At 69.2% G+C, this 14,415-nt stretch carries 12 protein-coding genes; 8 read left to right on the forward strand and 4 right to left on the reverse strand.

The genetic code is table 11. From position 1 onward, the window contains the following. Positions 1-9 precede the first annotated feature (9 nt). Together AB0M65_RS04375 and AB0M65_RS04380 are read right to left on the reverse strand one after the other, a co-directional pair. Positions 10-873, reverse strand: coding sequence for an ABC transporter ATP-binding protein (locus AB0M65_RS04375; RefSeq protein ID WP_364021213.1), 864 nt, complete (start codon positions 871-873; stop codon positions 10-12). Then, on the reverse strand, positions 870-1,265 hold the full coding sequence (locus AB0M65_RS04380; protein WP_364021216.1) for a GntR family transcriptional regulator: 396 nt from the start codon (positions 1,263-1,265) through the stop codon (positions 870-872). Before AB0M65_RS04380 ends, AB0M65_RS04375 begins: the two co-directional genes overlap by 4 nt. Before the next feature lie 469 nt (positions 1,266-1,734). Between AB0M65_RS04380 and AB0M65_RS04385 the strand changes: the two genes are divergently transcribed. Further along, positions 1,735-4,713: a BTAD domain-containing putative transcriptional regulator gene (locus tag AB0M65_RS04385; RefSeq protein WP_364021218.1), complete on the forward strand. Its 2,979-nt coding sequence runs from the start codon at positions 1,735-1,737 to the stop codon at positions 4,711-4,713. A 169-nt stretch (positions 4,714-4,882) separates the two neighbouring features. On the opposite strand, the gene AB0M65_RS04390 is transcribed toward AB0M65_RS04385, so the two are convergent. Beyond that, the gene (locus tag AB0M65_RS04390; protein WP_364021220.1) at positions 4,883-5,884 is read right to left on the reverse strand and encodes a Gfo/Idh/MocA family oxidoreductase; all 1,002 of its coding nucleotides are present in this window, start codon (positions 5,882-5,884) and stop codon (positions 4,883-4,885) included. After that, positions 5,881-6,897: a LacI family DNA-binding transcriptional regulator gene (locus AB0M65_RS04395; RefSeq protein ID WP_364021222.1), complete on the reverse strand. Its 1,017-nt coding sequence runs from the start codon at positions 6,895-6,897 to the stop codon at positions 5,881-5,883. Before AB0M65_RS04395 ends, AB0M65_RS04390 begins: the two co-directional genes overlap by 4 nt. Before the next feature lie 105 nt (positions 6,898-7,002). Here AB0M65_RS04395 and AB0M65_RS04400 point away from each other — a divergent pair, with 105 nt between their 5' ends. Genes AB0M65_RS04400 through iolD form a run of 7 tightly spaced genes read left to right on the forward strand, consistent with a single transcriptional unit; the run spans position 7,003 to position 14,374 of the window. Continuing rightward, positions 7,003-7,890, forward strand: a complete 888-nt coding sequence (locus AB0M65_RS04400) for a sugar phosphate isomerase/epimerase (RefSeq protein WP_364021224.1) — start codon at positions 7,003-7,005, stop codon at positions 7,888-7,890. Positions 7,891-7,914: 24 nt separating this feature from the next. Next, positions 7,915-8,910 carry a substrate-binding domain-containing protein gene (locus AB0M65_RS04405; protein WP_364021226.1) on the forward strand — a complete coding sequence of 332 codons (996 nt, stop codon included), beginning with the start codon at positions 7,915-7,917 and terminating at the stop codon, positions 8,908-8,910. Further along, positions 8,907-9,941 carry an ABC transporter permease gene (locus tag AB0M65_RS04410; protein WP_364021228.1) on the forward strand — a complete coding sequence of 345 codons (1,035 nt, stop codon included), beginning with the start codon at positions 8,907-8,909 and terminating at the stop codon, positions 9,939-9,941. The genes AB0M65_RS04405 and AB0M65_RS04410 overlap by 4 nt, the downstream gene beginning before the upstream one ends. Then, positions 9,938-10,723 (forward strand): ATP-binding cassette domain-containing protein, encoded by a 786-nt coding sequence (locus AB0M65_RS04415; RefSeq protein WP_364021231.1) that lies wholly within the window; start codon positions 9,938-9,940, stop codon positions 10,721-10,723. Before AB0M65_RS04410 ends, AB0M65_RS04415 begins: the two co-directional genes overlap by 4 nt. Then, positions 10,720-11,652, forward strand: a complete 933-nt coding sequence (iolC, locus tag AB0M65_RS04420) for a 5-dehydro-2-deoxygluconokinase (RefSeq protein ID WP_364021234.1) — start codon at positions 10,720-10,722, stop codon at positions 11,650-11,652. The genes AB0M65_RS04415 and iolC overlap by 4 nt, the downstream gene beginning before the upstream one ends. Then, entirely contained in the window at positions 11,649-12,539 is an 891-nt protein-coding gene (gene iolB / locus AB0M65_RS04425) for a 5-deoxy-glucuronate isomerase (RefSeq protein ID WP_364021237.1), read from the forward strand. Before iolC ends, iolB begins: the two co-directional genes overlap by 4 nt. Next, positions 12,536-14,374: a 3D-(3,5/4)-trihydroxycyclohexane-1,2-dione acylhydrolase (decyclizing) gene (gene iolD, locus AB0M65_RS04430; RefSeq protein ID WP_364021240.1), complete on the forward strand. Its 1,839-nt coding sequence runs from the start codon at positions 12,536-12,538 to the stop codon at positions 14,372-14,374. The genes iolB and iolD overlap by 4 nt, the downstream gene beginning before the upstream one ends. Positions 14,375-14,415 lie beyond the last annotated feature (41 nt).

The following is a 14,415-nucleotide window of genomic DNA, read 5'->3' on the forward strand; positions in this document are numbered from 1 at the left end:
CGTTCCCCCTTACGCCGAAGCCAGTGTCGGACGCGGCAGACTCGCGGACTCGGGCCGCCGGAGATAGGCGAGGACCAGGTCCTCCAGGTTCGCCGGTCGATCTGTCCACTGTGGACCCAGCGGGATCGGCGCGGTGCGGGCGAAGACGGTCGCCTGCCTGCCCGCCCGGCTGTCCTCCACGACGGCGACGCGGTTGGCCAGCGCGTCGGCCTCCTCCACGGGTCCGGACAGGATCCGGTGCCCGGCGACGAGTTCGTCGATGTCGCCACTGACCTGCACGCGGCCGCCGTTGAGGACGATCAGCCAGTCGCAGGTGTTCTCCAGATCCGACACGACGTGCGAGGAGAGCAGGACGGTCATGCCGGTTTCCGCGACCGCCTCCATCAATCCGCGCATGACCTCGTGCCGGGCCAGCGGATCGAGGTTGGCGAGCGGCTCGTCGAGCACGAGGAGGTCCGGGCGCTTCGCCAGCGCGAGAGTGAGCGCGACCTGTGCGCGCTGTCCGCCGGAAAGCTTGCCCACCTTGTGCTTCAAGGGAAGCCGCAGCGAATCGATGCGTTTGAGTGCGTACTCGTCGTCCCAGCCGGGGTTGAGGCGTCTGCCGAACTTGAGCATCTCGGCGATACTGAAACCGGGGTACAGCGGCTTGTCCTGTGCCAGGAACGCGGCGGTTCCTTGGATCGAGACCTCGCCGAGGGTCGCGTCGAGCAACCCGACGGCCAGATGCAGGAAGGTCGTCTTGCCGGCGCCGTTGGGTCCGACCAGCGCGACGACGCGTCCTTTCGGGACGGCGAGGGAACAGTCGCGCAGTGCCCATTTGCGGCGGTAGCGCTTGCCGAGGCCGGTCGCCTCGATGATGGGTTTGTCAGTCACGCCGTTCGCTCCCCTCGAAAGCCGTCGACCACCACTGAGGTGAACAACGCTTCGACGTCTTCCTGATCCAGCCCCGACTCCCGCGCGTCGCGGACCCAGCCGCCCAGGCTCTTCCGCAACCTCGTGTGCTCCGCGAACGAAGCGCCTCCCAGCGTCTTCTTCACGAAGGTGCCGAGGCCCGGCTTCCCCTCGACGAGCCCTTCGCGCTCCAGTTCGCGGTACGCCTTGAGGACGGTGTTGGGGTTGATCGCCAGCTCGGCGACCACTTCCTTCGCCGTCGGCAGCCGGTCACCCGGCTCCAGCAACCCGAGCCGGAGGGCGTGTTTGACCTGCTGGACGAGCTGGACGTAAGTGGCGACGCCCGACCCCTTGTCCAGATGGAAGGTGACCACTGGCAACACCCTTTCACTAATGAACTAGTGAAAGGGTGAAGGATGGGAGACGTGGTTGTCAAGCGAGTGGTGGGGAGACGGGCGGCAGCGGGTGTCGACCGCTGCCCCAAGACACGACGAAGGGGACCTTCCCGCATCAGGTGCGGAGAAAGTCCCCTTCGTTCAGGCAGCGTCATCGCTGCCGGAAAAACCCCAGCCCCAGTCAAGAAGAGCGCCAGTTCGACGACGCGAGGGAAGACGTCGAGCTGGCGCTACCCCCAACCCCACCGCCCGTCACGGGCGGCGCCTGTGCAAGTTAAAGGTGTCCACCGTCGTACCGGAACCGAATGGGGGGTCCTGCCCGTCTGTTGGTTGGGCACGGTTCCGGCGACGGGTCCTCGGTGGACACCTCATAAGGATCACGGAGCCCGGATGCAGGGCGCTTGCACTACGCTTGCAGCCTTCGACGACGGTGGGCGGAGGTGGCCGGGTGGAGTTCCGCGTCCTCGGCGCCGTCGAGGCGTGGGCCGATGGCGGCCCGGTCGATCTCGGTTCGCCCAAACAGCGGCTCGTGCTGGCGGTTCTGCTGCTGGAGGCGGGGCGGCCGGTGCCCCGCGACCGGATCATCGACCTGCTGTGGCCCGAAGAACCCCCGGCGAGCGCCCGGAACACCGTTCAAGCGCTGGTGTCCCGGCTGCGGGCCGTGTTCCGCGCCGCGGGCGGCCCGGAGATCGTCTCCGAGGGGACCCGCTACCTGCTCAAGGTCACCCCCTCCCAAGTGGACCTGCACCGCTTCACCGAGCTGACCGCCCAGGCCCGCGGAGCAGCCGACGAACGTGCCGTGGAACTCCTGGACGAGGCGCTCGGGTTGTGGCGAGGCGAGGCATTGTCCGACGTCGTGAGCGGTGAGGTCGCGCAGCGGTTGCGCGGCGGGATGAACGAGGCCCGCTGGACGGCGCTCGAAGATCGCGCCGAGGCCCGGTTGCGGCTCGGCCGGGGACGTCAGGTTCTCGCGGAGCTGACCGAATTGGTCGCCGCGCATCCGTTGCGGCAGCGGTTCGTCGGCCAGCTGATGCTCGCACTGCACCGTGAAGGCCGCACCGACGACGCTCTCGAAGCGTTCCGCTCGCTCAGGGGCAGGCTCGCCACCGAACTCGGCCTCGATCCCTCGCCGGAGCTGCGCAAACTCGAAGCCGCCATCCTCGCCGCGGACCCCGCACTGGAACCCGCGGCCGAAACCGGGCAGGCCACCAAACCCGCGCAGCTTCCCCACGACGTACGCGGGTTCGCCGGACGCGCGACCGAGCTGGAGCGGCTCGACGAGGCGACCCGGACTTCGAGCGACGGCACGGACATCTGGGTGATCAGCGGTACAGCAGGCGTCGGCAAAACCGCGCTCGCCGTACGGTGGGCGCATCGCGTGCGCGACGCCTTCCCCGACGGCCAGCTCTACCTCGACCTGCGTGGATTCGATCCCGACCACGAGCCACTCACGCCGGCGGTCGCGCTCACCCAGCTCCTGCAGGCGCTCGGCACCGCGCCGAAGGCCATCCCACCGGACGTCGACACGCGAGCCGCGTTGCTCCGGTCCCTGCTCGCCGACAAGCGGGTCCTCCTGGTACTGGACAACGTGCGCGACACCGGCCAGGTGACGCCGTTGCTGCCGCCGTCGGGCACCGTCCTGGTCACCAGCCGCCAGCGGCTCGGTGACCTCATCGCCCGCACCGGCGCCCGCGCGCTCCCGCTGCCCGTGTTGCCCGCCGAAGACGCGCGGCATCTGCTCGAAGCCGTGCTCGGCAGCGAGACGGTGGCCGCCGAGGCGGTCGCGGCCGCCGAATTGGCCAGGCTGTGCGGGCATCTTCCGCTCGCCTTGCGTATCGCGGCGGCGAATCTGGGCGCGAGCGGCGAACCCGAGATCGCCGAACTCGCCCGTGAGCTGGCCGGGAGCGACCCACTCGCCGAACTGACCGTCGACGGCGCCGAGGAAAGCGCCGTGACCACCGCGTTCGGCGTCTCCTACCGGGCATTGCCGGAGGAGCACCGGCTGCTGTTCCGCAGGCTCGCGCTGGTCCCGGGTCAGACGTTCACCGCGTCCGCCGCCCAGGCGCTGACCGGCGCGACCCGGGCGAGCCAGCAGCTCAAAGCCCTCGCGGCTGCGCACCTCGTCGAGCGCTACACCCCGGGCCGCTACCGCTTCCACGACCTCCTCCGCAGTTTCGCGGCGGGCCGCACGCTGTGCGAGGACACGAAGTCCGAACGGGACACCGCGGAGCGACGGCTCTTCGACAGCTACCTGACCACCGCCGACGCCGCGGGCCGCGTGCTCATCCCCCATTTCCTGCGGTTGCCACGTGAAGAGCCGGAAGACAAACCCTTCGCCGACACCGACGAGGCGCTGGCCTGGCTGGACGCCGAGTGGCCGAACCTCGCCGCCGCCGTCGAGCACAGCGCCGAACACGGCCCGCCCGAGTACTCCTGGCACCTCGCCGACGCGCTCCGCGCCTTCTTCCACCAGCGCGGCCATCACGCCGAATGGATCGACACCGCGTCGACGGCGCTCAAGGCCGCCCGCCGAAGCGGCGCGGGACAAGCACAAGCGGCGATGCACCTGAGCATCGCGCTCGCCTGCGTCAACAGCGGCCGGTACGACGAGGCACGCGAGCACCTCACCAGCGCTTTGGCCGGGGACCTGCTCGAAGGCTGGCCGGCGGGCCGGGCCGCGGTGCTCAACAATCTGAGCGCGGTGCACCAGCGACTCGGCGACCCGCAGGAAGCCATCCGCTGCGGCGTCGAATCCTTGCGGCTGTGCGAAGAACTTAACCTGCCCGGTGTGTCGATGGCGCTGGCGAACCTCGGTTTCCCCTACTGGCAGACCGGCCAGCTCGACGAGGCACTCACCCATTTCACCCGTGCGCTCGCGGTCTCCGAACGGGACGGCGCCCGGTTCAGCGTCGCGGTGCTGCTGGTCGACCTCGGCAACGTGCACCGCGACCTCGGACAACTCGACGAGGCCTACGACTTCTACACCAGCGCGCTGGCCGCCAACCGCGAACTCGGCTACACCTATGGCGAGGCCACGGCTTTGTCCGGCAGGGCCGTGCTCGAAAGCAAACGCGACCCGAGTGAACAGAACCGCGCGGACGCGCTCGCCGCCGTCGAACTCACCCGCAAGATCGGCGACCGCGGTACCGAGGCCTGGACACTCGTCGGGCTCGGGGAGGTCTGCCTGCGGCTCGGCCTGCCGGAAGAAGCCGCGGAACACCAGCGGCACGCGTTGTCGATCGCCCGTACGACCAGTTTCTTCTGGTGTGAGGCCGCCGCGCGGACCGGGCTCGCGGAAACCCTGCTGGAACTGGGAAAACTCGGCGAAGCCCGGACACACGGCGAACTCGCCCTCGAACTCGCCACCCGCTCCGGCTACCGGCTTGTCGAAGAACGCGCGAAGCTGATCCTCGACACGCTTCTTTAGACACGCCCTAGGGCGTGTCTGGCAAATCTCGTTCGTGGTCTTCGCGCCCAGGCGGCCCCTGGCGGCGTGGGCCCTTCGACCGAGTACGTCCAGTACGAGGCCGAAGGGCCCACACCACCAGGAACCACCTGGATCACGAACCCCATCGAACAGATCTGCCAGACACGCCCTAGACGCGCACATCCTCGATCCGCACAGGACGGCGTTCGCGACGGGAGACCTCGCACGCCTCGGCGATGTAGAACGCTTCCAGCGCGTCGGCCGCACCACACGGGCTCGGCGCCCGACCGGCCGCGACCTCCAGGAACGCCTTCAGCTCGCCGACGTAGGCAGGCCGGAACCGTTCCATGAAACCGGGGTACGCGGGTCCGGGCAGCGGCTGGACGCCGGGCTCCACCGACGTCAGCGGCGTGCGGTCGTCCAGGCCCACCACCGCGTTCCCGGCCGAACCGAGTACCTCCAGCCGGACGTCGTAGCCCGCGCCGTTGTAGCGGCTCAGTGAGACCACGGCCAGCGTGCCGTCGTCCAGCGTCAGTGTGGCGGCCGCGGTGTCGACGTCACCGGCGTCGGCGAAGAACCGCTCACCCTTGTTCGCCCCGACGGCGTAGACCTCGACGACTTCCCGGCCGCTGACGAACCGGACGACGTCGAAGTCGTGCACCCCGCAGTCGCGGAACAGGCCGCCGGAATGCGCGACGTACTCCGCGGGAGGCGGCACCGGATCCAGTGTGGTCGCGCGCAGGGTGTGCAGCCAGCCGAGTTCACCCGAGGCCACCGCTGCTTGAGCGGCCGCGTAACCCGCGTCGAACCGGCGCTGGAAACCGATCTGCACCGGCACGTCCGCACCGGCGATCTTGTCGATCACCGCGAGCGTGCCAGGGATGTCGGCGGCGACCGGCTTCTCGCAGAACACCGGGATCCCCGCGTCGACGGCCCGGAGGATCAGCTCCGGATGCGCGTCCGTCGCCGCCGCGATCACGAGTCCGTCCAAAGAGGACGCGAAGAGCGCGGGAAGGTCCGCTGCCGCCTCGACACCGAGTTTGGCCGCGGCCACCTGGGCACGTGCGGCGTCGACGTCGGCGACGACCACGGACGAAACCTCGTCGAAGCTCTTCAACGTTTCGGCGTGCGAAGTGCCGATCCGGCCGGTGCCTGCCAGTCCCAACCTCATTCTCTCACCCTTTCTCCGAGCGTGGCGGTGGTCGAACGGACCACCAGCGACGGGTGCAGCAGATGCCGGACCGGTTCGGTGCGTTCACCCCGGACCCGTTCGATCAGTGCTTCGACGGCCAGCCTGCCCATTTCCGTCCGCGGCTGGTCCACAGTGGTCAGTGAGATATGGCGGAGCGCGGCGAGTGACGTGTTGTCGTAGCCGACCACCGAAACGTCTTCCGGCACTCGCAAGCCCGCTTCTTCCAGTGCGGAGATCGCGCCGACGGCATTGAAGTCGTTGCCCGCCACCAAAGCTGTTGGCAGACCCCCGCGGGGGTGGTCGCCGAGCAGTTCGTGCACGGCCTTCTCGCCCGCCGTGTCGGTATGTTCGCTGTGCACGATGATCGGGTGCAGCAGGTGACGACGCATGGCCCGCTGGTAGCCCCGGCGCCGGGCGGCCGCGCCTGCCGCGACCCCACCGTCCAGATGGGCGATTCGCCGGTGCCCCAAGGAGACCAGATGCTCCACGGCGAGGGTGGAGCCGGCCTCACCGTCGTCGTTCACCGTGTCCACGTCCCGCACGCGCGAGGTACGCGAGACGAGGACGACCGGGCATTGCGCGACCGCGTCCTCGATCGCCGGGGCCTGGAGCACCGGCGACAGCAGGATCACTCCAGCGGGACGGAAGGACAACAAGTTCTTCAACGCGGCACGTTCCCGCGAAGGACTGCGGCCACCGGTGTTGAGGATCAAGTGGAAGCCCGCCGCTTCGGCCGCGGCGTCGAGCCCCTCGACGACATCGGCGAAGAACGCGTTGCGGAGATCGGAAACCATCACACCCAGTACCGTCGAGGTCCGGCTGGCCAGCGACCTGGCCATCGCGTGCGGTTCGTAGCCGAGGTCGTGCGCCGCGCACAGCACCCGGGTCCGCCGTTCGTCGGAGACATTGGGCGCGTTGCGCATCACCAGCGACACGAGCGCCCGGGACACCCCCGCTTTCGCGGCGACGTCCTCCATCGTCGGTCGCGCCATTTTCCAGCCTTCCCCTGCCCTTGACTTTACTGTGACGGACGCTACAAGATTAGAGCGCTCTAATCAATAGAGCGCTCCAACCCCGATCGCCCACGGAGGTCGACGATGACATCCCGGATCCGAATCGCCGCCGCCCCGATCTCCTGGGGTGTCTGCGAAGTCCCCGGCTGGGGCCGCGTACTCGACGCGGGGACCGTACTGGGCGAGATGGCGGAACTGGGGATGACCGCGACCGAACTGGGCCCTCCCGGTTACCTGCCGCGTGACCCGGCCGTGCTGCGTGAACTGCTTAGTGGCCACCGCCTCGATCTGGTCGGCGGCTTCCTCGCCGTCGTCCTGCACCAAAACCCGGAGGCCGCACTGGCCGAAGCCGGGGAAGCCGCGGCGTTGTTCGCCGCGTGCGGCGGCGAACTGCTCGTGCTGGCCGCCGCGACCGGGCTGGACGGCTACGACGACCGGCCGGGACTGAGTGACGCCGAATGGGCGACGCTGATCGAAACGTCAAGCGAGATCAGGGAAATCGCCGCACGACACGGACTTCGCACCGTGCTGCACCCCCACGCCGGGACACACGTCGAAACCGAAGAAGAGGTCGAACGTTTTCTCGCCGATTCCGCTCTCCCGTTATGCCTGGACACCGGGCATCTGCTGATCGGCGGCACCGATCCGGTCGCACTCGCCAAACGGTACCCGGAGCGGATCGGCCACCTGCATCTCAAGGACGTTCGCGGCGAACTCGCCGACGAAGTCCGCGCCGGAAAGCTTCCCTACGCCGAGGCGGTGGGCAAAGGTCTGTATGTCCCGCTCGGTGACGGGGACGTGGACATCGAAGCGATGGTCAGGTTCGTCCACGAGGCGGGCTACGACGGGTGGTACGTGCTCGAACAGGACACCGCGCTGGGCGAGCACGACGCCGAGCTGCCGAAGCGGGATGTGGCCAGGAGCCTGGCGCATCTCGGCGGAATCGTCAGCCGGCTTCCGGCTGCCGGGTAACGGAAGAAGCGAGGAGAGACGACGATGTCCCATCGCTTGAAGAAGATCTTGGTGGTCGCGGCGGGGCTGGTGCTCCTGTCCGCGTGCACCGGGCCGAAGGCCGAGGAGAAACCCGCGGCGGCAACCGGTCCGGCGGATCCGGCGGCAACGCGGCCGAGCGGGCCGCTGCGGGTCGCGGTCATCTCGCACGGCACCGCGGGTGACGCGTTCTGGAACGTGGTCAAGAACGGCGCCGAGGAGGCGGGCAGGCAACTCGGCGTCGGAGTCGAGTACAACTCCGACGGGGATCCCGGCAACCAGGCGAAACTGGTCGACAACGCGGTCGCCCAGCAGGTCGGCGGGCTGGTGGTGTCGATGGCGAACCCGGAGGCGCTGAAGACATCGATCGAGAACGCGGTCCGCGCGGGCATCCCGGTCATCACCATCAACTCCGGTGAGGACAAGAGCGCGGGTTACGGCGCGCTCACCCACGTCGGGCAGAACGAGACGATCGCCGGTGAGGAAGCCGGGAAGAAGTTCAAGGAACTCGGCAAGAAGAAGCTGCTCTGCGTGGTCCACGAAGCGGGCAACGTCGGGCAGGCGCAACGCTGCGACGGCGCCAAGAGCGGCTTCGCGGGCGACGTGCAGACCCTGCAGGTCGACATCAGCAACCCTACCGACGCCGAATCGCGGATCAGGGGCGCGGTGCGGACCGACTCCTCGCTCGACGCCGTCCTGACGCTGAACTCGCAGGTCGCCGCGCGGGCCGTGAGCGCGATCAAGGCCGTCGGCTCGCCGGCGCAAGTCGGCACGTTCGACCTCAACACCGACGTGGTCGGCGCGATCAAGTCCGGCGATGTCGTCTTCGCCGTGGACCAGCAGCAGTACGAGCAGGGCTACCTCCCGGTTCAATTCCTCAAGCTCTACCGGGACAACGCGAACGTCGTCGGTGGCGGGAAGCCGGTGCTCACCGGACCCGACCTGGTCGACAAATCCACTGTGGACACGGTCGGCCAGTACGTGCGAAGGGGCACGCGATGACAACCACCTTTCTCGACGAACGGGTCGCGAAACCGAGGCTGCTCGACAGGCTGGTCGTCCGGCCGGAGATCGGCGCGCTCCTCGGCGCGGTCGTCGTCTTCGGATTCTTCACCGTCGTCACCGACCAGTTCTTCAGCGGCAGCGGCGTGGCGACCTGGCTCGACGACGCTTCGACGCTCGGCATCATGGCGGTCGCCGTCGCGATGCTGATGATCGGCGGCGAGTTCGACCTCTCGGCAGGCGTCATGACGGCGTCCACCGCGCTCGTCACCGCGACGCTGGCGACGCAGGCGGGCTGGAACGTGTGGCTCGCGTTGTTCGCGTCGCTGGTCTTCGCACTGGCCGTCGGCGCCTTCAACGGCTGGCTGGTGATGCGCACCGGGTTGCCCAGTTTCATCGTCACCCTCGGCACGTTCCTGGCGCTGCAAGGGTTGAACCTCGGCGTCACCCGGCTGGTCACCGGTACCGTGCAGGTTTCCGGGATGCGCTCCACGGACGGCTACGAGTCCGCCGGTTTCGTCTTCGCGTCCACTGTGGACCTCGGCGGGACGGCGTTCCAGATCTCCATCGCTTGGTGGACCGGCTTCGCCGTGCTGGCGGCCTGGCTGCTGGTGCGGACCCGGTTCGGCAACTGGATCTTCGCCGTCGGCGGCAACGCGCCCAGTTCACGCGCGGTCGGCGTCCCGGTGGTGCGCACCAAGATCATCCTGTTCATGACCACCGCGCTCGCCGCGTGGCTGGTCGGCTCGATCAACATCCTGCGGTTCGCGAGTGTGCAGGCGAACCAGGGCATCGGGCTGGAGTTCCAGTACATCATCGCGGCCGTGATCGGCGGCTGCCTGCTCACCGGCGGCTTCGGTTCGGCGATCGGCGCCGCGATCGGCGCGCTGATCTTCGGTATGGCGCGGCAGGGCATCGTGTTCGCCCGGTGGGACAGCGACTGGTTCATGCTGTTCCTCGGTGTGATGCTGCTGTCCGCGGTCCTGGTCAACAACGCCTTCCGGCGGCGTGCGGAAAGGGTCCGGCGATGAGTCATCTCTTGGAGGTCAAGGACGTCGGCAAGACCTACGGCAGTGTGATCGCGCTGCGTGCGGTGTCCACGGTGGTCAACGCGGGCGAGGTCACCTGCGTGCTCGGCGACAACGGCGCCGGGAAGTCCACGTTGATCAAGATCCTGGCCGGGGTGCACCAGCACGACAGGGGCGAGTTCCTGGTCGACGGCGGGCCGGTCAAGTTCGCCTCGCCACGGGAGGCGCTGGATCGCGGCATCGCGACGGTGTACCAAGACCTCGCCGTCGTCCCGCTGATGAGTGTGTGGCGGAACTTCTTCCTCGGCTCCGAGCCGACGGTCGGCTTCGGCCCGTTCCAGGCGCTGGACCGGAAGAAGGGCCGCGAGACGACCAAAAAGGCGTTGTCCGACATGGGCATCGACCTGCGTGACGTCGAGCAGCCGGTCGGCACGCTGTCCGGCGGTGAGCGCCAATGCGTCGCCATCGCGCGGGCGGTGCATTTCGGCGCGAAGGTGCTGATCCTCGACGAGCCGACCGCCGCGCTGGGGGTCAAACAGGCCGGTGTCGTGCTCAAGTACGTCGCGCAGGCCCGTGACCGCGGGCTCGGCGTCGTGCTGATCACGCACAACCCGCATCACGCGTATCCGGTCGCCGACCGGTTCCTGCTGCTCAACCGCGGCGCGCCGCTCGGCACCTACGAGAAGTCCGAGATCGACCTGTCCGAACTGACCCGTCAGATGGCGGGCGGTGCGGAACTGGAAGCCCTCGAACACGAGTTGCGACAGGTGGAGTCCCCTTCATGACCACTCTCGAAGCACTGACCGTCGGCCGGGTCGGGGTGGATCTCTACCCCGAGCAGAGCGGCGTGCCGCTGGCCGGGGTCAGCACCTTCGCCAAATCGCTCGGCGGGACCGCGACCAACGTCGCGGTCGCCGCCGCGCGGCTCGGGCACTCGACGTCGGTGCTGACGAAGGTCGGCCCGGACGGCTTCGGCGATTACGTGCGGCAGGCACTGCGAGAATTCGGCGTGTCGCCCGAGCACGTCGGGACGTCGGCCGGGCTGCAGACGCCGGTGGTGTTCTGCGAGCTGAACCCGCCCGCGGATCCGCCGTTGCTGTTCTACCGGTCCCCCGTCGCGCCGGATCTGACCCTTACCGAAACCGACGTGCCCTGGGACGTCGTGGAAACCGTGCCACTGCTGTGGGTCACCGGGACCGGGGTGTCGGTCGAACCGGCACGCGGCACCCAGCGCGAGATGCTGGAGCGGCGAGGACGGCGCGCGCATACCGTGCTGGACCTCGACTTCCGGCCGATGTTCTGGCCCGGCACCGACTCGGCGCGCGAAGAGATCGGCTGGATGCTCGACCACGTCACGGTCGCCGTGGGCAACCGCGCGGAGGCCGAGGTCGCCGTCGGCACCGCGGATCCCGAGGAAGCCGCCACCCGCATGCTGGAGCGCGGCGTCGGGCTCGCGGTGATCAAGAAGGGCGCCGACGGCGTCCTGGTGGCCACCCCCTATGGCCGGTGGACCGTGCCGCCGAAGCGGATCGAGGTCGTCTGCGGACTCGGCGCCGGGGACGGTTTCGGCGGCGCGCTGATCCACGGCCTGCTGTCCGGCTGGGATCCGGTGCGCGTCGCCACCTACGCCAACGCGGCGGGCGCGCTCGTCGCGTCCCGGCTGGCCTGCGCCGACGCCATGCCCACCGCCGACGAGATCGAGGAGTTGCTGTGAGCGAGCTGCACCGCCGGATCGGGACCCTTTCGGACGAGCGGGACCCGGTCCGGCTCACCCCGGACTCGGCGGGCTGGACCTACAGCGGGCTACGGGTGCTTTCACTGGCCGCCGGTGAGACGAGGATCGTGCGCACCGGGGAGTTCGAGGCGTTCGTCCTGCCGCTGGCGGGCGCCTGTGTGGTCCGCGTCGACGGGCGGGTCTTCGAACTCGCCGGGCGTGACTCCGTGTTCACGCGGGTCACGGACTTCGCGTATGTGCCGCGCGAGGCCGAAGTCGAATTGTCGACAGTGGACGGTATCGAGCTGGCGATGCCGATGGCTCGCTGCACCCGGCGTCTCGAACCGCGGTACGGACCGGCCGAGAACGTGCCGGTGGAGGTGCGGGGTGCGGGGCAGGCCACGAGGCAGGTCACCAACTTCGGCGTTCCCGGGGTGTGGGACCACGCGGACAAACTGAACGCTTGCGAGCTGATCACCCCCGGCGGCAACTGGTCGTCCTATCCACCGCACAAACACGACGAGGCTTCCGGCTGCGAGGTCGTCAACGAGGAGATCTACTACTTCCGTGTCGCCGGCCGCGATGGTGTCACGCCGTCACGCGAGGGCTTCGGTCTCCATCGGACGTACACTTCGGACGGTGAGCTGGACGAGGACGTCGCGGTCCGCGACGGTGACGTTTTCCTGATCCCACGCGGCTATCACGGACCGTGTGTGGCGGCACCCGGGTATCCGATGTACTACCTGAACGTCCTGGCCGGTCCCGCCGACGAGCGGTCGATGGCCTTCTGCGACGACCCCGCGCACGGCTGGGTCCGGGACACCTGGGACGACCTGGAACCCGACCCGCGCTGCCCGGTCACGAGTCACGAAGGACGGGTGTCATGAAGCTGACCACGGCGCAGGCGCTGGTGCGCTGGCTGCTCGCGCAGCGGTCGGAGACCCTGGACGGCCGGGAAGTCCCGTTGTTCCCCGGGGTGTTCGCGATCTTCGGGCACGGCAACGTCCTCGGCCTCGGCACCGCGCTGGAGGAGCACCGCGCCGAACTTCCCCTGTGGCGTGGGCAGACCGAGCAGGGTATGGCGCTGGCGGCGGTCGGCTACGCCAAGGCGACGCACCGCCGCCAGGTCGGCGTCGTGACGTCGTCGATCGGGCCGGGTGCGCTGAACATGGTCACCGCGGCCGGGGTCGCGCACGCCAACCGGCTGCCGGTGCTGCTGCTGCCCGGCGACACCTTCACCAGCCGCGCGCCGGATCCGGTGCTGCAGCAGGTGGAGCACTTCGGCGACCCGACGGCCACGGTCAACGACGCCTTCCGCGCGGTGAGCCGGTACTTCGACCGGATCACCCGGCCCGAGCAGTTGCTGTCGACCTTGCCGCAGGTCGCGAGAGTACTGACGGATCCGGCGGACACGGGCCCGGTGACGCTCGCGCTGCCGCAGGACGTCCAGGTGGAGACCTACGACTTCCCGGACGCGCTGTTCGAGCCGGTGACCCATCGCCTGCTGCGCTCCAGGCCCGACCGGCGCGCCCTCACCGAGGCGGCCGGCGCGGTGCGGGCGGCCCGGAAACCGTTGCTGGTACTCGGCGGCGGCGTCCGGTACTCCGGCGCCGGGGAGCGCGCGCTGGCTTTCGCCGAACGTCACGGCATCCCGGTCACCGAAACGACGGCCGGGCGCACGCTGGTGCCGCACGGGCATCCGCTGCACGCGGGCCCGCTGGGTGTCACGGGCTCGGCGTCCGCGAACGTCCTGGCGGCCGAAGCCGACGTCGTCCTGGCCGTCGGGACCCGGTTGCAGGACTTCACCACCGCGTCGTGGACGGTCTTCTCACCCGACGTCCGGCTCGTCACCCTCAACGCCGCCCGGTTCGACGCGGTCAAGCACGGCGCGCTCGCCGTCGTGGGCGACGCCGACGCGGGCCTCTCGGAGCTGGCTTCCCAGCTGGAAAGCTGGCGTGTCGATCCTTTGTGGACGGAACGCGCGGCGGCCGAGCGCGGCCGCTGGGACGCGCGTATCGACGCACTGCGCGCCGTCTCCGCCGCTGTACCGACGTACGCCCAGGTCGTCGGCGCGGTCAACGACCTCTCGGAGGCACGGGACTACGTGATGACGGCGTCCGGCGGGATGCCCGGCGAACTGATCGGCGGCTGGCGTGGTTCGGGCTCGGTCAGCATGGACGTCGAGTACGGGTTCTCCTGTATGGGCTACGAACTCGCGGGTGCGTGGGGTGCGGCGATGGCGCATACCGGCGGCCTGGTCACCACGATGCTCGGGGACGGCTCGTATCTGATGCTGAACTCGGAACTGTTCTCGGCCGCGTTCGCCGGGCATCCGTTCGTGGCGGTGGTCTGCGACAACGACGGCTACGCGGTCATCGCCCGGCTCCAGGAGGGCCAAGGAGGGCGGCCGTTCAACAACTTCTTGACCGACTGCCGGACAGCGCACGCTTCGCCGCCGCGGGTCGATTTCGCACGGCACGCGGAGTCACTGGGATGCTTGGCGTTCACTGCGTCCACTGTGGACGAAGTGCGTGCGGCCTACGGGAAAGCGCGGGAAGCGGCGGTGGCCGAGCAGCGACCGGCGGTGGTCGTGGTGCGCACTCAGCCGACGTCGTGGACCGAGGCCGGTGCCTGGTGGGAGGTCGGCGTTCCGGAGCACCTTTCGGGCCGGGAAGACTTCGACGGTGCGAAGCCGGGGCAGGTGCGGTACCTGAAGGCTTAGTGGTTGACCGCGTTTAGAGGACTAAACGCGGTCGCGCACGA

It is taken from the genome of Amycolatopsis sp. NPDC051071 (assembly GCF_040682875.1).
Lineage (GTDB): Bacteria > Actinomycetota > Actinomycetes > Mycobacteriales > Pseudonocardiaceae > Amycolatopsis.